The organism is Leptolyngbya sp. GB1-A1 (assembly GCF_039962475.1).
Lineage (GTDB): Bacteria > Cyanobacteriota > Cyanobacteriia > Elainellales > Elainellaceae > Leptolyngbya_A.
Genome location: NZ_JAMPLI010000028.1, coordinates 1 through 15,381, shown reverse-complemented (window position 1 = coordinate 15,381; position 15,381 = coordinate 1). Strand labels below are relative to the sequence as shown.

The 15,381-nt window shown below is 52.2% G+C and carries 12 protein-coding genes and 1 pseudogene; 11 read left to right on the top strand and 2 right to left on the bottom strand.

Annotation, left to right across the window (positions count from 1 at the left end; translation table 11 throughout):
* The first annotated feature begins 16 nt into the window (after window positions 1-16).
* Window positions 17-1,444: an isochorismate synthase gene (locus NDI45_RS21110; RefSeq protein ID WP_199296615.1), complete on the top strand. Its 1,428-nt coding sequence runs from the start codon at window positions 17-19 to the stop codon at window positions 1,442-1,444.
* A gap of 42 nt (window positions 1,445-1,486) precedes the next feature.
* Window positions 1,487-3,247, top strand: coding sequence for a 2-succinyl-5-enolpyruvyl-6-hydroxy-3-cyclohexene-1-carboxylic-acid synthase (gene menD, locus NDI45_RS21105; protein ID WP_348248599.1), 1,761 nt, complete (start codon window positions 1,487-1,489; stop codon window positions 3,245-3,247).
* On the opposite strand, the gene purN is transcribed toward menD, so the two are convergent.
* A complete protein-coding gene (gene purN / locus NDI45_RS21100; protein ID WP_348248598.1) occupies window positions 3,225-3,878 on the bottom strand; it encodes a phosphoribosylglycinamide formyltransferase in 654 nt (217 codons plus the stop codon). The genes menD and purN overlap by 23 nt on opposite strands.
* A 555-nt stretch (window positions 3,879-4,433) precedes the next feature.
* On the opposite strand from purN, the gene NDI45_RS21095 reads away from it, so the two are divergent.
* From NDI45_RS21095 to topA, 8 genes are all read left to right on the top strand, one after another.
* Window positions 4,434-5,150, top strand: a complete 717-nt coding sequence (locus NDI45_RS21095) for a GntR family transcriptional regulator (protein WP_348248597.1) — start codon at window positions 4,434-4,436, stop codon at window positions 5,148-5,150.
* A 140-nt stretch (window positions 5,151-5,290) separates the two neighbouring features.
* Window positions 5,291-6,637: a Zn-dependent hydrolase gene (locus NDI45_RS21090; RefSeq protein WP_348248596.1), complete on the top strand. Its 1,347-nt coding sequence runs from the start codon at window positions 5,291-5,293 to the stop codon at window positions 6,635-6,637.
* A gap of 90 nt (window positions 6,638-6,727) precedes the next feature.
* Entirely contained in the window at window positions 6,728-7,915 is a 1,188-nt protein-coding gene (locus NDI45_RS21085; protein WP_348248595.1) for an ABC transporter ATP-binding protein, read from the top strand.
* Between the two features lie 236 nt (window positions 7,916-8,151).
* Entirely contained in the window at window positions 8,152-9,465 is a 1,314-nt protein-coding gene (locus NDI45_RS21080) for an extracellular solute-binding protein (RefSeq protein WP_190789957.1), read from the top strand.
* 286 nt (window positions 9,466-9,751) lie between these two features.
* Entirely contained in the window at window positions 9,752-10,609 is an 858-nt protein-coding gene (locus NDI45_RS21075) for an ABC transporter permease (protein ID WP_190789956.1), read from the top strand.
* A 27-nt stretch (window positions 10,610-10,636) separates the two neighbouring features.
* Window positions 10,637-11,446 carry an ABC transporter permease gene (locus NDI45_RS21070; RefSeq protein WP_190789955.1) on the top strand — a complete coding sequence of 270 codons (810 nt, stop codon included), beginning with the start codon at window positions 10,637-10,639 and terminating at the stop codon, window positions 11,444-11,446.
* Between the two features lie 68 nt (window positions 11,447-11,514).
* Window positions 11,515-12,159 carry a DNA-3-methyladenine glycosylase gene (locus NDI45_RS21065; RefSeq protein ID WP_190789954.1) on the top strand — a complete coding sequence of 215 codons (645 nt, stop codon included), beginning with the start codon at window positions 11,515-11,517 and terminating at the stop codon, window positions 12,157-12,159.
* A gap of 160 nt (window positions 12,160-12,319) precedes the next feature.
* A complete protein-coding gene (topA, locus tag NDI45_RS21060) occupies window positions 12,320-14,629 on the top strand; it encodes a type I DNA topoisomerase (RefSeq protein ID WP_348248594.1) in 2,310 nt (769 codons plus the stop codon).
* Here topA and NDI45_RS21055 read toward each other — a convergent pair.
* Entirely contained in the window at window positions 14,616-15,047 is a 432-nt protein-coding gene (locus tag NDI45_RS21055; RefSeq protein ID WP_348248624.1) for a glycerophosphodiester phosphodiesterase family protein, read from the bottom strand. The genes topA and NDI45_RS21055 overlap by 14 nt on opposite strands.
* Window positions 15,048-15,154: 107 nt before the next feature.
* Between NDI45_RS21055 and NDI45_RS21050 the strand changes: the two are divergent.
* A pseudogene (locus NDI45_RS21050) lies at window positions 15,155-15,381 on the top strand (IS6 family transposase); the annotation flags it as partial.

The window sequence follows — 15,381 nt, the reverse complement described above, 5'->3', positions numbered from 1 at the left end:
GTCGCCTTTTACTCACTTGCAACCCCTGCAAGACTGTAAACAAATTTATCAGTTTCTTGACTTTTGCCGCAAGCGATCGATTGCAGAAAATCAGCCTAAAATTGCTAGTGTTGCCCTTGAAATCGAGGCGATGCAAAGCACTTCCTCTTGCAGCGTAATCGATCCATTGATTGTTCTTAATCATCTGCATCGATCGAATCAGCTTCATTTCTATTTAGAAAATCGTGATCAAGGGCGATCGATTGCGGCGATTGGCTCAGCGGTTGCGCTAACAGTGAACGGCAAAGAAAGATTTAAGCAGGCACAAAATTTCATTCAAACTCAGCTTGACCAAATATTAGCGAGCTATCCGGTTGATTTTCCCTGGACAACGCCTCGATTTTTTTGTAGTTTTACTTTTTTTGATCAGCAAACTCATTGCGATTCTCCTTTTCCGGGCGCGACCGTTTTTCTCCCTCGCTGGCAGATTATTCGCTGGCAGGAACATCACGGGGCGATCGTGAATTTGCCGATTCAATCTGACTCGAATTTGCAGCAGTTAACCCAGACGATCTGGCAGGAATTTCGATCGATTTGTCAGGCGCAGTACGACGTTTTTCAGCTTCCGCAGGGCATTACTCCACTCCTCAATCAATGGGAAATTATTGACCACAATTCGTTTCAGCCTGCCGTAACTTCGGTGCTGAAATCGATCGAAACCCATCAGTTTGATAAGGTGGTGCTGGCTCATGCGATCGATGTGATTTCTCAGCTTCCGTTTCAATGGGGACGATCGCTTAACGATTTGCGGCAGTTGCATTCAGGATGCACGGTTTTTTCGATCGGCAACGGCAACGGACAGAGCTTTATTGGGGCGAGCCCGGAGCGATTGTTGAGCATTCAAAACCGCCGCTTTCTCACCGATGCCCTTGCCGGATCTGCCCCACGCGGACGGACGGCAATCGAGGATGATACGCTGGGCGATCAGCTTTATCGCAGCGACAAAGAGCGGCACGAACATCAGGTCGTTGTTGATTTTATTACGCAAAGATTGGTCAATGTGGGGCTAACCCCTCGCTTCACCGCAACGCCAACCCTGCGAAAACTAGCCAATATTCAGCATCTTCATACGCCGATTCAGGCAATTTTGCCGCCAAGCCTGCATCCGCTTGCCCTGGTTGCCGAGCTGCACCCCACTCCTGCCGTTGCCGGACGACCCCGCGAAGTTGCCTGTGAGCAGATTTGCCAGTACGAAGGCTTTGAACGATCGCTCTACGCCGCGCCCCTGGGCTGGATCGACGCCCAAGGAAACGCCGAATTTGTCGTTGGCATTCGATCGGCTCTGATCGACGGACATCGCGCCCGATTATATGCCGGGGCGGGCATTGTGGCAGGGTCTAATCCCGATCGCGAACTGGCAGAAATCCGGCTGAAGCTTCAGGCACTCCTGCGGGCATTAGTGTGAGAATGGAGCTTCTGCTCTTTTTTCTGGGTTCGCCTGTCAGGAATGCCGATCAATTTCAGCAATACTAACTCGGTCTGGGCGTCGGTGCTGGTGGAAACGCTGCACTGCCTGGGACTCCAAACCGCCGTTATCTGTCCCGGATCGCGATCGGCTCCGCTTACGGTTGCTTTTGCCCTGCACAAGGCGATCGAGGCAATTCCGGTACTGGATGAGCGATCGGCGGCTTTTTTTGCGCTGGGATTGGCGAAACAAACGGGACGGGCGGTTGCCTTGGTTTGCACCTCAGGCACGGCAGGGGCAAACTTTTATCCGGCTGTGATCGAGGCGCGGGAAAGCCGTGTGCCTTTGATCATTCTCACGAGCGATCGTCCGCCGGAACTACGTGAATGCAATGCGGGGCAAACGATCGATCAGCAAAAGCTGTATGGAACTTATCCTAACTGGTACAGCGAACTGTCGATACCGGGGCTAGAACTGTCGCTGCTGGCATATTTGCGGCAAACGATCGTCTATGCCTGGGAACGTGCCCATCAGCCGGTAGCGGGCTGTGTGCATCTGAATCTGCCCTTTCGCGATCCGCTTGCGCCAATTCCCCAGGCTGAAGCAAAGGCACTCGGCGATCGCTTTCCGACCGATTTTTTCAGGGGAATTGCTCCTGCGCCGTTTGTGCAGTTCGAGGCTCAATTTGCCGTTCCTTCACTGTGGCAGCAGTCCGATTATCCCGAAGCAGGAACAGCCCCGCATCGCGGCTTAATCATTGCAGGCGTCGCGCAGCCTGGCGATCGTCAAACCTACTGTGAATCGATCGCCCGTTTATCGCAATCCCTGGGTGTTCCGGTGCTGGCAGAAGGGCTGTCTCCGGTGCGAAATGCTGCCGACCTGAATCCCAATCTGATTACTACTTACGACCTGATTCTGCGAAATTCTGACTGGGCAGATAAACTCCAGCCCGACTGGGTTATTCGCGTTGGTGAAATGCCCACCAGCAAAACTCTGCGCCAGTGGCTCAATTCCGACCCGTTGCTGATGCAGTGGATTATCGACCCGGACGATCGCAATCTTGACCCGCTGCACCTGAGAACCGTTCATCTGCGACTGTCGATCGAGCAAGTGGCGGCACAAATGACCCGCAGGACGGGTTCGCCTTCTCATTACTTAAAGTCCTGGCTTGAGATGGAGACGATCGCCCGCCAGAAGCGCGATCGAACCCTGGCACAGACCGACTTTTTGTTTGAAGGCAAAGTATCGTGGCTACTGTCTCAGCACTTGCCTCCTGGAACGCCGCTGTTTATCGCCAACAGTATGCCCGTGCGCGATATAGAGTGGTTCTGGCAGCCGGGAAATCGCCAAATTCAGCCCTGCTTCAACCGGGGCGCAAACGGTATTGATGGCACGCTTTCGGCGGCGATCGGCACAGCCCACCGTCAGCCCAGTAGCGTTTTACTCACAGGCGATCTGGCACTGCTGCATGACACGAACGGCTTTTTGCTGCGAAATAAGCTGCAAGGACATCTAACGATCGTGCTGATCAACAACAACGGCGGCGGAATCTTTGAAATGCTGCCGATCGCCCAATTTGAGCCACCCTTTGAAGACTTTTTCGCTACCCCTCAGGACATCGATTTTGCCCAGCTTTGCGCCACCTACGGCGTGGACTATCACCGCATTCGAGACTGGCAGGGTTTGATCGATCGCATTCAAACGTTGCCTCAAGAGGGCATTCGGTTGTTGGAAGTGCAGACCGATCGAAAGCGAGACACGATTTATCGACGGCAGATTCTCAATCAACTGCAATCGGCATAGCCTTTGATGCTGCCAATCCGATCGCCTGTGGGTAAATGCGATGCTCCTGTTCCTGGATTCGCTGATGCAACGTTTCGGGCGTATCCTTGTCCAGCACGGGGATGGCGGCCTGCATAATGATCGAACCGCGATCGACTTCCGGGATCACGTAATGCACGGTGCAGCCTGCAATTTTGACTCCGGCAGCCAATGCCTGCTCAACTGCACGGACTCCGGGAAAACTGGGCAACAGGCTGGGATGGATATTCAGAATTCGATTGGGGAAAGCCTGAATCAAAACGGGAGTAACAATTCGCATCCAGCCTGCCATAATCACCCAGTCCACCTGAGACTGCCGCAGGAGGGAAACGATCGCCTCGTCCAACGCTTCGCGGCTGGCAAACTCTTTGTGATTGAGCAAATGTTTGGGAATGTTCCAGCGATCGGCGCGCTCTGCCGCTTTGATATCAGGTTTGTTATAAACAAGCACCTGAATCTGGGCGTGAAGCTGACCGTCTGCAATTGCTTGGGCGATCGATTCTAGATTGCTGCCGTTGCCTGATGCCATCACACCAAGCCGAAGCGGTGCTGGAAACGAATGGGAAGAAGCGACGGGGGAAACCAGGCTTTGAGCAGCGTCAGCAGCAGACATAAAGTAAGAACGACAAGGTTAAGAACGACAAATTTGCCTTCAATTGGCTCAACTTAGCCTATCAAAGATCACCTGCGCGATCGCGAACAGTCTTCCATTCATTGAGAATTGGCGCAGTTTGGGTCATGATTTTCCCCTTTCAAACACCCTTTAACAGGGCTGCCCCTTTCCCCCAACTTCCGATCGCCCTGGGTTTCTTGATGATAAGAATTAAAAATTTTCTGATTTTTAGGAAGGGATAGTAGCAGAAACTACTTTTTAATCCTAGAAGCTGTGGAGAAAATAGCTACTTGTTTCCATCGAAATTGCATACAGTATTCTGCATACAAATTGTTACTTTTCTCAACTGTTACTTTTCTCAAAAAATTCTTTAGCTGGAGCAGTTTTCGGGTTCATCAATGCGCCAGCTCACGAAATTTCGCAAGTCTCATCATAGGTTTCAACACCGCTTTACTGCATCTAGGTTTACTGCATCTGGCTTTAACTGATTGCCCTTAGGCGAACTCAACCTTAAGCAAACTGAACGGCGATCGCTTGTTTTTTGGAGGTGTCTTGTTGAACGTTTCTGCACCACCCATTCAGCGCACCAAATCATTGCATCAGCAGACCTACGAGGCACTGCGATCGAGCATTCTTGCAGGTCAGTTAGCTCCGGGCGATCGGCTAGTTGAAACTCAGCTTGCTCAGCAGCTCCAGGTAAGCCGCACCCCGATTCGAGAGGCAATTCGCCAGCTCCAGCGCGAGGGATTAGTCACAGCAGACGGCAGCGGTGGACTGCGGGTTACGGCGATCTCAGCAACAGACGCGATGCAGCTTTATGATTGTCGGCTTGCGCTAGAGCAGCTTTCAGTGGTTGGAGCCTGCCAGCACGCTAGCCAGAGCCAGATTCAGCAGTTGGCGCAATACGTCACCGACGCAGAACATTTGCTGACGCTGGAAAGCTCTGATGCTCCCCGTTCTAAAACCTGTGCCGATCGCCTCCTTAACCTCGACTATTGCTTTCATCACCTGATCGCTGAGAGCGCAAACAATTCCTGGCTAGTGTTTCTGCTCGATCAGGTATTCGACAAAATGGCGTTATTGCGAATGGAAACCCTGCGCCATGATCCAGAAGTGCTGGAAGTACGGCGAGAGCATCGGCAGATTTATGAGGCAATTGCTCAGCGCGATCGATCGGCAGCCGCTCAAGCGATTCAAGACCATCTCACTGCCAGCAAAGCCAGGGTGATCAAAAGCATTGAGCATTTGCATCACTCGGATGCAGCAAAGTAGTTAACGTTAAGAACAAATCAGAAAACAAACTAGAGAATAAGTTAGAGAACGAATCGAAGAAAAGATGAAAAAGGTAGGAAAAACAGATAGAAAAACCGACAGGAGAAAAAATCATTTTGAGCGTAGGAAGGGTAGAGGTGATGGTGAACAGTACAGTACGGTTAACGGTGAACGGCGATCGATTAAATGACAGTATCGAGCGGCTGGCAAAAATCGGGCGGCAATCCAACGGAGACATTTGCCGACTTGCCTTTACGCCTGAAGATTTGCAGGCACGTTACCGGGTGCAGCAGTGGATGACCGACGCAGGCATGACCGTGCGAATCGATGCGGCAGGCAATTTGATTGGCAGATACCCAGGCGTGGATGAAACTGCTCCCGTGCTGGCGACAGGTTCCCACATCGACACGGTTCCTTCGGGCGGTTGCTATGACGGCGTGCTGGGGGTGCTTGCCGGGATCGAGATTGTGCGCGTCCTGCGGGAAAATGACGTACGGCTGCACCATCCGATCGAGCTAATTGTCTTCACCGACGAAGAAAGCACCATGATCGGTAGTCGGGCGATCGCGGGAACCGTCAAATCGGCACCAGAGAGCTACAAAACCACCACTGGCGTTCCGATTCAGGACGCGCTGGAAGCGATCGGCGGCAACTGGGATTTTCTGGCACAAGCCCGGCGATCGGATTTGGCGGCATTTGTGGAATTGCACGTTGAGCAGGGCGCGGTACTGGAAAAAACGGGCAATCAGATTGGCGTGGTGCAGGGCGTGGTGGGAATGCAGCGGTATCAGGTCAGCATTGCCGGACAGCCCAACCATGCAGGAACGACTCCAATGACCCTGCGGCAGGATGCTTTGGTTGCAGCCGCGCAGTTGATTTTGGCAGTGCAGCAAATTGCCCTGGCGATGCCGTCTCAGCCCGTGGGAACGGTTGGCTATCTCACGGTTGCGCCGAATACGGTGAACATTGTGCCGGGACGGGTAGAACTCTCGATCGACCTGCGCGATTTGTCCTGTGAGGTGCTGGACACCATGCTGAGCCAGATTCAGCAGCAAATGCAGACGATTGCTACCGCAACGCAAACCACAATGGAAATTCAGCCGATTCTAGAAGTAGAGCCAACCCCTGCCGCGAAGCACATTCAGCAGACGATCGCGCAGATCTGTGAGGAGACGCACCTGAGCTATTGTCATTTGCCCAGCCGTGCCGGACACGACGCAATGGAAATGGGACGCATTACCGAGATGGGCATGATTTTTGTGCCAAGTCAGGCAGGCATCAGCCATTCGGGAACCGAGTACACCTCGCCCGAACAGTGCGTCGCGGGGGCAAATGTGCTGCTGCAAACGCTGCTGCGGCTGGATGCTCACTATCATCAGTTGAAATTGAAGCAGGCTCAGCCAAAGCAAGTAGCATTCGATCCGAATAAACCTGAAAAATTTCCCGAAAACCTGGCTCTTGTAACAAGAAACACAATCTCACCTTAGCGGAGGCTTTGTACTGAAAGCAGCCCCAAATTTTCGATAAGAACTGATGGTTTGCTGCGGTGTTTTCTAATCATCCTGGAATAATTTTTTATGTCTCAGTCTTCTGTTTCCGCATCTCATCCTGCCAATCCTTCTGCGATCGACTCTGCGCTGCACGTAGCGCCCACTCAAACGGCAGGAGTAACGCTGCGATCGGTCACGAAAAAGTACGGTTCTTTTACTGCCGTTGAAAACGTTAACCTGGAAATTCCGGCAGGGTCTTACTGCTGTTTGCTGGGTCCGAGCGGCTGCGGCAAAACCAGTACGCTGCGAATGATTGCAGGGCACGAGGAAGTCACCAGCGGCGAAGTCTGGATCGGAGATCAGCGGGTCGATCAGCTTCCGCCTGCTAGGCGCAATACGGCAATGGTGTTTCAAAACTATGCCCTGTTTCCGCACAAAACCGTGTGGCAAAACATCGAGTTTGGCTTGAAGATGGCGGGGGTTACTCCGGCAGAACGGAAGTCGCGAGTGGAAGAAATGCTGGCGATCGTTGGGCTGGAGAAATTTGCTCAGCGTAAGCCTGCGATGCTCAGCGGCGGTCAGCAGCAGCGGGTCGCACTCGCAAGGGCACTCGTTACCCGTCCTCAGGTTCTCTTGCTGGATGAACCACTCAGCGCGCTGGATGAAAACCTGCGGGTCAAAACCAGGGGCGAGCTGCGAAAGCTGCAAAAGCAATTTGGCATGACGTTTATTCAGGTCACGCACGGACAGGATGAAGCCTTCGCCCTTTCTGATCAAATCGTGGTGATGGATCACGGGCATATTGATCAGATCGGCACGCCGGAACAGATTTTTGCCACGCCTGCCTCGCGGTTTGTGGCTCGCTTTGTCGGCGATAACAATCTGTTTGTGGGCCAGGTCACGGGCGTTTCACCGAATACGATCGCAGGAAGCGGCTGTGTGGTGCAGCTTGAGGTCGATCGCATTGGTACATTTCTCTGTCGGGGACAAGCCGCCGATGTGGGCATGACTGCAGCCTGCTGTGTGCGAAGCGATCGCATGATCATAGCTCCCTACCCTGCACTCGACCCGGATGCCCCAAATCAGCTTGCAGCAAGGGTAACGGCGATCGAGTTTACGGGATATATCACCCGTGTTTCGCTGATGCTGGAAGCAACCGGAGAAGAAATTACCTACAAAGTGCGAACACACGACTGGATCGCGCAGGAAGCCACAGAAGGGCAGCTTGTAACGTTGCAATGGGCAACAAATGACTGTGTGTTTTTGTCACATTAGGAGATTAAATTTTCTTGCAATAGGAGACACTTGAAAAACAGATTTGGAGATGACTTGAAGAATGGTTTGCTGCGCTCAGGCGATCGTTTGGGCGAAACAAACAGAGCTTATGTCACTTCTCAAGCATTCTCCTGAGCCTCAAAGAGGATTGTGGAAAGATCATCAATTCACTTTCCCCATTTCAGTTCACAGATTGCTTCGCTCACTTTTTTCTTTTTTGGATTTTTCACAGAACTATGGCTAAAATTTCTCGTCGGCAACTGATTCGGACTGGTTTAGCAGCAACTGCCCTGGTCACGGCAACGCGCTGCGCTCGCAACGAAGCCCCCGTGGGAACGCCCAACAATCCGGCAACGGGTCCGCAGGTAAACACGAATCAGATCAAAGATGTGACGCTGCGCTTTATTGGCACGGGCGTTTCCCAAATCAACGAAGTGCGCGATAAGGCACAGGAAGACCTGGGTTTCAAGCTGCAAATGCGTGCCCTGAGCACCGAGCAAAACAACCAGATTGCGATTACGCAGCCCGGACAGTACGACATTTTTGACGGGGAGTATTTCTCGCTGCCGCTGGTGATTCCGTCGGGCAACTTGCAGGCGATCGACATCAAGCGCATCACCAACTACGACAAAATTGTGTCTTTCTTCACCACAGGCAAGTTTAAGGGACTGCCCGTAGAGCAATCGCAGGGCACGGCTCCCTACAGGGTGCAATACCTGACCGCCGCAGACTCCAAGGAGTTTTCGCCGACTCCGACTGATTTTGCGACGATGATTCCGTTCCAGTACAACGCTGACACGCTGGGCTATCGTCCCGACTTGGTGGGAACCCAGATCCAAAGCTGGGCAGAGCTATTTGACCCGAAATATAAAGGCAAAACGTCGATTCTGGACATTCCCCAGATCGGCATTATGGACGCGGCAATGGTGGCAGAAGCGGGCGGACTGATGAAATTCGGCGACAAGGGCAACATGACCCGTGCAGAAATCGACCAGATCACCAATATCCTGATCGAGCAGAAGCAAGCCGGGCAGTTTCGCGCCTTCTGGAAAACCTTTGATGAATCGGTCAACCTGATGTCGTCCGGCGAGGTGGTGCTGCAATCGATGTGGTCGCCTGCGGTGACGGCTGTGAAAGCAAAGGGAACTGAGTGCGTTTATGCCCCTCTCAAAGAAGGCTATCGCGGTTGGGGTGGCGGCATTGGTTTGTCGAAGAATTTGTCGGGGGTTGCCCTCGATGCGGCTTATGACTACATGAACTGGATGCTGGACGGCTGGGTGGGCGCGTTTCTAGGTCGTCAGGGCTACTACAGCGCAGCTCCCGAAACGGCACGCAAGTTTATGAAACCGGAAGAGTGGGACTTCTGGTACGAAGGCAAAACTGCTGCAACTAACATGGTTGATCCCTTCGGCAAAACCCTGGAAAAGCAGGGCGCGAAACGAGACGGCGGCTCCTTTGAAGAGCGGTTTGGCAACATTGTTGTCTGGAACTCCACGATGCAGGAAAACACTTATTTGGTGCAGAAGTGGAATGAGTTTATTGCGTCGTAGTTAGTGGGTGGATGGGTGAATAAGTGGATGAGCAGATGAGTGGATAAGTGGATGAATAGGAGCGCAGGCATATCGGTGATTGAAGCGATCGCCGCTAGGGAAGCGCCTGGCATCAGACCTGCGCGAGGCACTCACGCTCCTTAAGGATTGCAATTCTAGACAGGACGATCGTCAATCATCCCATTCGCTCTTCTGCCCATTTCCTCCTCATTTCCTCACCTATCCCCTCACGCATCTCCCCATCCATCCTCCCACTCATTGCACCCTTCCACTCATTCACCCTCCCATGTCCAAACTCTGGAAATCCCTCTCTCCTTACTTCCTTGTTACACCCCAAACGCTGGTGTTTTTGCTGTTTCTGGTGTTTCCGATCGCCTTGATTTTCATCGTTAGCTTTTGGCAGTTCAACGGCTATTCGATGACTCCGGCGTTTTCGTTTGAGAATTATTTATCAATTTTTACGTCTAAGGTTTCGTTTGCGACGTACCTGAATACGTTCAAATATGTTTTGCTGGTCTGGTTTTTTTGTTTGGCGATCGCCTTTCCAGTGGCATATTTTTTGGCGTTCTATATTGAAAGTCAGACGTGGCAAATTGTGTTGTTTTTGATCTGCACCATTCCATTTTGGACATCGAATATTATTCGGATGATTTCCTGGATTCCGCTGCTAGGAAAAGAAGGGCTGGTGAATCAATTTTTGATCAATTTGGGAATCGTGAATGCACCGCTTGAGTTTCTGCTTTATTCCGATTTTGCGATCGTGCTGGCGATGGTGCATCTCTATACGTTTTTTATGATTGCGCCAATCTTTAACAGCCTGATGCGGATTGATCGCAATCTAATCGCGGCTGCGCTGGATATGGGTGCGTCAGGAACGCAGGTGTTAAAGGAAGTGGTTTTGCCGCTAGCGGCTCCGGGAATTGCGATCGGCTCGATTTTTGTAGTGACGCTGGTGATGGGCGAGTTTGTTACGGTGCAGCTGATGGGCGGCGGGCAGGCGGCTTCGGTGGGCAAGCTGATTCAGACCCAGATTGGCAGTTTGCAGTATCCCTTGGCGGCGGCGAATGCGGTGATTTTGCTGATTGTGACGCTGATTCTGGTAGCGGGCATTTTGCGCGTGGTGGATATTCGCAAGGAACTGTAGGAACTGGTAAGAGATAGGTAGGAAATCATGAAACGTCGATCGCTTTCGTTTTATCTGCTGGCTGCTTTTTTTGTCCTGTTTGTGCTGTTCCTTTACGGACCGATGTTCGCCATTTTTATCCTGTCGCTTCAGGGACCGGATGGCGGACTGACGTTTCCCATGAAAGGCTTTAGCTTTTACTGGCTGGGGCAGGTGTTTCAGGAACAGCGAGTCGGCAACTTTACCGATGCGTTTGGGCGATCGTTTTTGCTCAGTCTGATCGTGCTGCTGGTGTCGATCGGCGTCAGTGTGATGGCAGGACTGGCATTTCGTCGTCGCTTTACCGGGTCAACGGTGCTGTTTTATCTGACGATTTCCAGTCTAGTCGTGCCGAGTGTGCTGGTGTCGCTGGGCATTGGGATCGCGTTTCAGGTATTGGGGCTGCAAACCGACTGGTTTTCTTCGGGTCTGGGCGCACAGCTCACCTGGACAGTGCCGTTTGCGTTCCTGATTATGATCGGCGTGTTTAACCGTTTTAATCCGTCCTACGAAGAAGCGGCGCGAGATCTGGGTGCGGGTAATTTTAGAACGTTTCGCGAAGTGGTGCTGCCGCTGATCGCCCCAACGCTAATCGGGGTGGGCTTGCTGGCATTCACGCTGTCCTACGATGAATTCACCCGCACGTCGCTGGTTTCAGGACAGTACAACACGCTGCCGCTGGAAATCTTCGGGATGACCACGAACGTGACTTCGCCTGCGCTCTATGCCTTGGGAACGCTAACCACAGCGTTTTCGTTTGCGGTGATTGCCAGTGCGCTGACGGCTTATCAGTTTTTCTTAAGAAAGCAGCGAGAATAACGCTGAGCCGCAGAAGCCCGATCGATCGCGCCATGATAGAACTATTGTCCTCATGGATCGATTCACCCATGTCTTCTGTCTTTGCCTCCCCAACCTATCCGATCGCCCTGACTGCGCTCAAACAAGCTGATCCAGTTTTGGCAGATTTAATCGATCGCGTGGGGGAATGCAGGCTCGATCGTGAACAGCACACGGGCGATTTGTTTTCGGTGCTGAGCAAATCAATTTTGTCGCAGCAGATTTCGACTAAAGCCGCTGCCGCAATTCATAAACGGTTTGTTGCGCTTTATCCTGAGTCGCTTTCGCCAGAGCAGGTGCTTGATACGCCCGACGAAGTGCTGCGCGAAGTGGGAATCTCTCGCCCCAAAATTGCTTACCTCAAAGACCTGGCACAAAAAATACAGGACGGGCTACCGACCCTGACTGAACTGGACGCAATGGAGGATGAAGCGATTATTCAAACGCTCACCCCTGTTAAAGGAATTGGACGCTGGACGGTGCAAATGCTGCTGATCTTTCGGCTGCATCGCTGGAATGTGCTGCCTGTAGATGATTTGGGCATTCGGGCAGCCGTTCGACGCGCTTATCATCTAACCGACCTGCCAACGCAGAAAGCCGTCCGAGAATTGGGGCAGTCCTGGCAGCCTTACTGCACGATCGCCTCCTGGTATCTCTGGCGCAGTCTGGATTTTGCTCAGGTGCTTCCTGAGTAAACTTGCCATTAAACGCCTATCAAAGCCTGTTAAAGGCTATTAAAGCTTGTTAAACAGGGGTTGCCTTCTGGCGGCGTTTCAAGGACTATCCCAGATTTAAGCTGAAGCGGTATAATTAGTACAAAAATACTGCCAGCTATTGTCGGTGGACGTTCTAGCTATGCCCAATCTTCTCTTGATTGAATCTCCGGGAAAAATTGCCAAACTGAAGCAGATTCTTGGTGATGGCTGGATTGTCAAAGCCAGTATGGGGCATGTGCGAGAACTGGCAGACGAAGGTGAAGACGCGCTCGGCTTTGAGTTTACCGACAAAACGGTGCAGTGTCGCTATGTTCCCCGTGATGCGAAAGCCAAAAAAGTGCTTTCTGATTTGCGTCAAGCCGTCAAGCAAGCCGATCGCGTTTTTTTAGGCTGTGACGAAGACCGAGAAGGCGAGGTGATTAGCTGGCATCTGGCACAGGAGTTGCGCCTCAAAAATCCTCAGCGGGTGGTTTACCACGAAATTACTCCCCAGGCAGTGCGGCAGGCGATCGCACATCCCCGTCCGCTCGATACCAATTTGATTGCGGCAGGGCGGGCGCGGGACTGTCTGGATAAGCTGGTGGGCTATCGGGGCAGCAAGTATGTGGTCTGGAAGCTCAACATTGGCGCGAAATCAATGGGGCGAGTTCAGAGCGCAACCCTGCATCTGCTTTGCCAGCGCGAGCGAGAAATTCGGGTGTTTCAGCCCCACGATTACTGGTCAGTCTGGGTGGAGTATGCCGAGGGCTTCCGGGCATTTTATCGGGTCAGGCTCAATGCCTCGGCTCAGACAGGTCCAACTGAAGCCGAAGCCGCCAATTCCACTGACGATACCGGAGAACCCAAAGCGGCGATCGATTCAGATCAAGTCCTCTCTCAGGCGGAAGCCGATCGATTGGTTGCCGTTGCTCAAGCGCATCCGCATCAGGTCGTTTCGGTTGAGGGCAAAATTGCTTATCAGTCTCCGCCGCCGCCCTTTACCACTTCCACACTGCAGCAGGCAGCCGGGGCAAAGCTGCGATTCAGCCCAGATAAAACCATGCAGGTTGCCCAATCCCTTTACGAGAAGGGGCTGATTACCTATATGCGAACCGACAGCGTCAGCCTCAGTCCTGAGTTTTGTCAGGCAGTGCGGCAATGGCTCGAAGGCCGCGACCCAGACAACGTTCCCAAACGAGTGACGCAGCACCGCAGCCGCAAAGGGGCACAAGAAGCACACGAGGCAATTCGCCCGACAGATATTAGTCGTCCTTCGGCACAGCTTAGAACCGAATTATCAACCGATGAGTTTGATCTGTATGTGATGGTCTGGAAGCGATCGGTTGCGTCTCAGTGCAATCCTGCCCGCTTACGCAAAACTCGGGTGATCACCCAGTCGGGACCGCTCTATTGGGAAGCCAGAGGACAGGTGGTGGAGTTTGCAGGGTATACCCGCTACTGGCAAAACCTTCAGGCAGACGCTCAACTGCCGCTGCTTACTGAAGGACAGGCACTCACCCTGGAGCGATCGCAGGCAGACCAAAAGCAAACGCAGCCGCCCCCCCGCTATTCTGAGCCGAAACTCGTACAGCTGATGGAGCGCAAAGGCATTGGACGACCTTCTACCTATGCCCCCACGATCAAAACGCTGAAACAGCGCAACTATGTTTATGTCGAGAAGGGTAAACTCCAGCCTACGGAACTCGGACTGGAACTCGATGCCGCTCTGGAAAAGCTGCTCACCAAACTCGTTGATCCGGTGTTTACCGCAGAAATGGAGCAGGCACTCGATCGCATTGCTCAAGGCGAAGTCGGTTGGGAAGAATGGCTACTGAACTGGAATCAGGGCTACTTTACCCCTGCGATCGACCAGGCACAAAAGCAGATGTTGAGCTACATTGCTGAGTCCATGCCCAGTAAGCCTATCGAGTTAACCGATGTTCCCTGTCCTCAGTGTCAGCACGAGATGGCAAGAATTCCGAGTCGTAAACTGACAAAGGGGTTTTTCCTGAAGTGCCAGCAATGCGGCGATAGCGTTTTGTTCTGGAGCGATCGAACGCAGCAGTGGGAATTGCCCAGAAGGCAATCTGCATCCAATTCAGCCCAATCCTCAAGCGACAAACTTACTTCCTATCCCTGTCCGGTTTGTCGTCAGCCGCTGGAAGAACACACCTACCAAAAAGACGGACAGCAAAAAATCATGCTGCGATGTTCCGATCGCACTCAAAGGCAAGACAGCAAGCACAAAGATGCAGTGTATTTCTACACGGCAAAGGGAAGTTTCTGGAGTCCCAAGTTTGGCGACCTCAACGGTGAACTGAATGGTGAACTGAATGGCGGCCCCGATCCTGCATCAAAGACTCCTGTAAAAAACAGTCCGCAAAGGCAGCAGAAAGGGTCAAGGCGAAAAGGGAGTTCAACACGCACCAGGAAAACTGTAAAGAATTCAAATCCCTCTAATCAGGGTTAGCTGCATTTCTACTCGATGCCATTGCGAATCCCATTTCTGGTTCATCGGTAATGATGGCAGCAATTTGTCGATCGTGAGAGCGTGCTTCTGCAATAAGCTGCTGCATGACGATCGCCTCATTCACCGTCCACACCCAAAAGATTTGCGGCGAGAGCTGAGCTACGATCGGATGATCGAGAATCTGCCAATTTGGAGCCAGGAAATCAACTGCGATCGCGTTCAGTTTTTCGTTTAGCGAATTTGCATCGGGCAATAAATCGATCGTCTTCGCATCTATCAAAAAACAGACGGTGATTTGGGGACTGAGCTGTTTAACCCGATCGATCACCTCAAGCCGAAAAGACGTAATCACAAACGTCTCTAAATTCAACGGTTGCAATTCCTCTAAAACTTCTGCTTCATAGCCGGATTCTTTGATTTCAACATCAAGCAGAATGCGATCTGCACAGCAGCCAACGGTATTGTCAGGTTAACTCGAATGTAGAATAAGCGTGCTGGTTCAACCTTGATCGCACCTACCGTCCCATGTATTCTCGTCACCGATTTCCCGCCGAAATTATCAGCTACTGTGTTTGGCTCTACTACACCTTCCCACTCAGCTATCGGGATATTGAGAAGATGATGCTCTATCGCGGGATTGAAGTAACCTACGAGTCCATTCGGGACTGGTGCCATAAGTTTGGGCAGCAATACGCCAAGCAGGTACGGCGCAAACGTCCGTATCTCACGGATAAGTGGCATCTCGATGAGGT